This window comes from Streptomyces tyrfis, from assembly GCF_037034285.1.
Taxonomy (GTDB): Bacteria; Actinomycetota; Actinomycetes; order Streptomycetales; family Streptomycetaceae; genus Streptomyces.
In genome coordinates this window covers 1-4,774 of sequence record NZ_JBAGJZ010000097.1, presented here as the reverse complement: position 1 = coordinate 4,774, position 4,774 = coordinate 1, and the positions used below count along the sequence as shown (strand labels likewise).

5 protein-coding genes and 1 pseudogene are annotated in these 4,774 nt (G+C 66.6%); 3 read left to right on the top strand and 3 right to left on the bottom strand.

Translation table 11 applies throughout. The features are described from left to right. Nucleotides 1-107: 107 nt before the first annotated feature. Nucleotides 108-365 carry a hypothetical protein gene (locus WA762_RS35285; protein ID WP_335941680.1) on the bottom strand — a complete coding sequence of 86 codons (258 nt, stop codon included), beginning with the start codon at nt 363-365 and terminating at the stop codon, nt 108-110. Between the two features lie 106 nt (nt 366-471). Between WA762_RS35285 and WA762_RS35280 the strand changes: the two genes are divergently transcribed. Next, complete coding sequence (locus WA762_RS35280) at nt 472-1,308, top strand: helix-turn-helix domain-containing protein (RefSeq protein WP_335941679.1); 837 nt, start codon at nt 472-474, stop codon at nt 1,306-1,308. Beyond that, entirely contained in the window at nt 1,305-1,514 is a 210-nt protein-coding gene (locus WA762_RS35275) for a DUF397 domain-containing protein (RefSeq protein ID WP_335941678.1), read from the top strand. Before WA762_RS35280 ends, WA762_RS35275 begins: the two co-directional genes overlap by 4 nt. A 121-nt stretch (nt 1,515-1,635) precedes the next feature. On the opposite strand, the gene WA762_RS35270 is transcribed toward WA762_RS35275, so the two are convergent. Continuing rightward, nucleotides 1,636-2,217, bottom strand: a complete 582-nt coding sequence (locus WA762_RS35270; protein ID WP_335941677.1) for a TetR/AcrR family transcriptional regulator — start codon at nt 2,215-2,217, stop codon at nt 1,636-1,638. 204 nt (nt 2,218-2,421) lie between these two features. Here WA762_RS35270 and WA762_RS35265 point away from each other — a divergent pair, with 204 nt between their 5' ends. Beyond that, entirely contained in the window at nt 2,422-3,537 is a 1,116-nt protein-coding gene (locus tag WA762_RS35265; RefSeq protein ID WP_335941676.1) for an FAD-dependent oxidoreductase, read from the top strand. A gap of 542 nt (nt 3,538-4,079) precedes the next feature. On the opposite strand, the pseudogene WA762_RS35260 reads toward WA762_RS35265, so the two are convergent. Beyond that, a pseudogene (locus WA762_RS35260) lies at nt 4,080-4,774 on the bottom strand (IS701 family transposase); the annotation flags it as partial.

The following is a 4,774-nucleotide window of genomic DNA, read 5'->3' as shown; positions in this document are numbered from 1 at the left end:
ACCCCGAAGCCACCGCAACGCCAGCCGAGGAGACCCCACCGGCACCCCACCAAGACACAGAGCCGACCGACCATCACCCGCGTACGCCTCCACCAGGATCAACCCCGTCACAGCAGCTCACCCCGACTACGACGATTGGCACGGTCCAACTCGGCACGCAGACGCTCTATCGGACCGGCCGGCCGAACGTCCCTGGGATCAACGGTCCATTCGACCCCGCCGCCTACCGGACGCAGCGACCACTGGCCGCACCACTCGCCACGGAACTCGCCCACCCGTTCCCGTAAAACGTCCATCATGAGGGTGCCGGGCGCCGGGACGGGCGGGGGCTCCTGCTCGTTCGGGGGAACGTCCAATCCAGACATCGCCGCTCCTCTCCGTAGTGACTCCACTACCAAGGCGGCCCAGCGTTGCTCACGGTCCGGAACCATTCAACGTGGCGGACCAGGACGGAAGGTTGGTGATAATCCTTTGAACCGCAAGGAGTTGAACCCGGAGAGCTCGCCGGAGGCCGCCTTCGGCGCACGGCTTCGCAGTTCACGTGAGGACCGCGGCTGGACGCAGGAGGATCTGGCCGGGCAGATGGGATATTCCAGCACGCATATTTCATCCGTCGAAACTGGTCGCAAACTCCCGACCTTGCGCTTCTCGCGTAGTGCGGACCGCGCCTTCGGCATCGGAGACAGGTTCGACACGTTTGAACGCGAGTGGCGCGAGATGCGGCACGGCTCCCTGTTGGAGGGCTTCCCGGAGTTTCTCGGCCATGAGGGTCGGGCGGCCGAGATCCGGCTGTACGAAGTGGGTGTCGTGCCCGGCCTGCTCCAGACACCGGAGTACGCGACGGTCATCACCGAAAGCGCGGTCAAACGGGGAGCGATCAGCATCGAGCAGGCGGCGGAACGTGTGTCCCTCGTCGCAGAACGACAAGCCGCGCTCGTCCGGACGCCCTCACCGCTGGTCCTGGCCGTGCTGGACGAGAGCTGTATCCGCCGCCCCATTGGCGGCTCGGCCGTCATGGACGCACAGTTGGCGCGGCTCCTGGAGTTCGCCGAGATGCCGACCACCGTGTTCCAGATCGCCCCCTTCAGCATGGGCGAACGCCGCCCGTTCAGCTTGCCGTTCACCATCGTGACCTTGCCGGACCGCTCGATCATGTCGTACGCCGAGTCAGCCCATCGGGGACATCTGGAGCGCGAAAGCACCTCGGTGGTACCTCTGCTGACGGCCTACCATCAGCTACAGGCCGAAGCGCTGTCCCAGGCGGAATCCGTGGCCTTGATCAACAAGTTGCGAAAGGGCATCCCGTGACGACCGAATCCCCCCGTTGGCTCAAGTCCTCGTACAGCGAGAACGGCGGCCAGTGCATCGAAGTCGCCGCCAACCTCACCGCCTCCCACGGCATCGTTCCCGTCCGCGACTCCAAGAACCCCAACGGCCCCGCGCTGAACCCCTCCACCGACGCCTTCGCCACCTTCGTGACCGGTGTCAAGTCCGGCGAGCTCGGCACCGTCTGACCCCAACCGCCGTACTACACGGCAACTTAGAAAAGCCCCCACCGTGCGGAAGCGCGGTGGGGCTGCTTGCCGCCCCTCTGGCCTCCTACCATCGACAGCAGGCCCAATACTGCAATCACAGTTACTGTTTGGGCCGCTCCCAGCCGTGTGTGAGGATGTCGAAGATTGCCTCGGCGGCGGCTCGACGGTCCTGCCGACCGCGAACAAGGGATGGAACGTCGAGTGCGAATCGAGCAAGAGCCACACATGTGAGGTCGTCGTGGTCCACGCCGACCTCGTCGGCGATGGCTGCGCTGAGGCTGTCGGTGTACCTGGTCCACATGCGGTCGGCGTACGCGCGCAGCACCGGCGTGGAGTCCACCAGGTGGGTGAACTCGGCCGCCTGAGGATGCGCCTCGATCGAGGGCCAGGCGTCGAGGAAGTGCTGTCGGAGGGCGTCGAGGATGCTCTGACCAGAGGGCCGCTCCCGCACCGCCGCGATCAGCTCTGACTCCCGGTCCTGGTCCTGGTCGAATACCAGCGCTTCCTTGCCGCTGAAGTGCTTGAACACCGTAGCGGTCGATACGTCAGCGGCGTCAGCGATGTCACGGATGCCTACTTGATCGTAGCCACGCTCCAGAAAGAGCTGCAGTGCGGCGTCGGCGATTGCCTGCCGGGTGGCCGCCTTCTTGCGGTCGCGGCGGCTGATGGGGGGCACACTCATGACTAGAGCCTATCCGATAGTCGAACCCCTCGCTAAGTAGAGTCGTTGCACTTTTTTTCCTGTTCTGATTTTATGAGGTTGTGAGTACCTGGCCGGACGTTCTTGCCGGCACGGCCACTTCCATGTCCGAGGCCCCGACGCCGGAGTACCCCGGCCCGCCCTGCCCGCCCGACGTCTCCCCTTCGCCGACCGGAAGGAACAACCGTGAACTGCCCAGAGCCCACCAACGCCAGCATCAGCGTCATTGGCGCCGGACCCGGCGGACTGACCTGTGCCCGCATCCTCCAGCAGCGCGGCATCACGGTCACCGTCTACGACCGCGACCCCGGCCCCGACGCCCGCAACCAGGGCGGCACCCTCGACCTGCACGCCGACAACGGCCAGACCGCCCTGCGCGAAGCCGGCCTGCTCGACGAGTTCTTCGCCCTCGCCCGTCCCGAAGGGCAGGAAATGCGCCAGATGGACCAGACCGGCACGATCACGTCCCATCAAGTCCCCGCACCCGACGAGCTCTTCAAGCCGGAAATCGACCGCGGCCAGCTGCGCAACCTGCTGCTCGACTCCTTGCAGCCGGGAACCGTGCACTGGGGTCGCGCCCTCGACAGGATCAGCGGACCCGCCGATGGGCCGCGGCGACTGCACTTCGCCGACGGCACGAGCACCGAGACCGATCTGGTCATCGGCGCCGACGGCGCCTTCTCCCGGGTACGCCCTGCCCTGTCCCCCGCCGTCCCCGAGTACACCGGGGTCAGCTTCCTGGAAGCACGGTTCTCCGACGTCGAGAACCGACACCCCGAGATCGCCGAACTGGTCGGTTCGGGCAGCGCCCACGCAGCCGACGGCGAACGCGCCCTGTTCGCCCAGCGCAACAGCGGAGGCCACATCCGCGTCTACATCATCCAACGCGTCCCGGCCGACTGGATCAGAGCCAACGGGCTGACCGCCGAGGACACCGACGGCATCCGAGCCGTGCTACGCGACGAGTACGCCCACTGGTCGCCCCGCATGCGCCAGATGATCAACGAAAACGACGGCCCCTACATCGACCGCCCGATCCTCGCCCTCCCGGTCCCGCACACCTGGAACCACAACGCAACGGTGACCCTGCTCGGCGACGCGGCCCACCTCATGCCCCCGCTCGGCGTCGGCGTCAACCTCGCCATGCTCGACGCCAGCGAACTCGCGCTCGCCCTCGCGAACGCCGCTACCGTCGACGACGCCATCCGCACCTACGAGAAGACCATGCTCCCCCGCTCCACCGAGACGGCCAAGGCCCTCGAACACGGCACCGAACACCTGCTCTCCACCAAGAGACTGTAAATCGTTCGGCGCAACTCGCGATCAAGGACGATCGGGCCGTCGAGCTGGTTGTGCGCCCGCACGATCAGGTCGCGGTACTGCCGGTCCCATGTTCACCGGATCTCCACACGTGCCTGATCTCTCGCCGTGGGGGTGTCGTCTGACTTACTGCAAGCCGCCTCGGGGCGATGGTCGGCCCGTAGGACCCGGCTCAGTCCATAAGGAGACATACATGAAGTCCTGGCGTTCCCGTATCGCCGCCGCTGTCGTAGTCGGCACCGCAGCCGTCACCATCCCACTGACTGCGGGCCCTGCGTCCGCCGCTACCGACCCCGACGGCTTCCACCTGGTCGGTGGGTTCACGAATCACCACACGTGTCAGGTGGAGGGAAAGGCCCTCCTTGACGAGGGGTTGTACAGGGAGTTCCAGTGCCGTTGGAACGATGGGGCCTGGGAAGTGTGGGTCCGCTGAGCGTCCCTCACCCGATGAACGCACTGCTCGGCTAATACTGCAATCACCGTTGCAGGATGTGGCCTCGTCGTTTGTAGTGGCTGTAGCGGGGGATGTGCCGGTACCAGGCGTCGTAGCGGCGGACCTGGTAGTGGTCCAGGCCACACTCGTTCTTCGCAGCCTGGAAACACTCCTCCACCTGCCAGCGGGCTCCGGCCACCCGGGCGAGGTCCCTCAATCGGGTGCTGACCGGGCCATAGCAGACGTAGCAGGCGATGTCTGTGGGGCTGCTGACGCTGCGGCGGGCCAGGACCCAGTGGCCAAAGCCGTTCTCCCACCGGATCCGGATCGGCACCCGGGCCCAGTCGTCGATCCGCTGCCCGTGGGCGCCCGGGCCGGCGGACAGGCGTTTCCACGCCTGTCGTGGCAGACCGGCCACCAGCACATCAACACGGATGTCAGCGCCCCGGGCGGTGACGACGGTGTCGTTGATCTCGGTCGCCAGCACGTGCGCGACCCCGCGCTGTTCCAGCCAGTACCGCAGCCGCTTGGCCTGCCCGTATGCCTCGTCCGCAGTCACCCACGCGAACGGCAGCTTCGCATCAAGGGCGCGCTGGAGCATCGTCTGGAAGTGCTCGATCTTCGTGGCGAACGGCACCTCGTCCGGGACACCGGCCGCCCGGCACCGCTCCCGGTCGTCCGTCCAGGACTTCGGCAGATACAGCTCCCGGTCGATGAGCGCCCACCCCCGCCCGGAGGCGTAGGCGAGAAAGGTGCCGACCTGGCAGTTCTCGGTGCGGCCGGGGG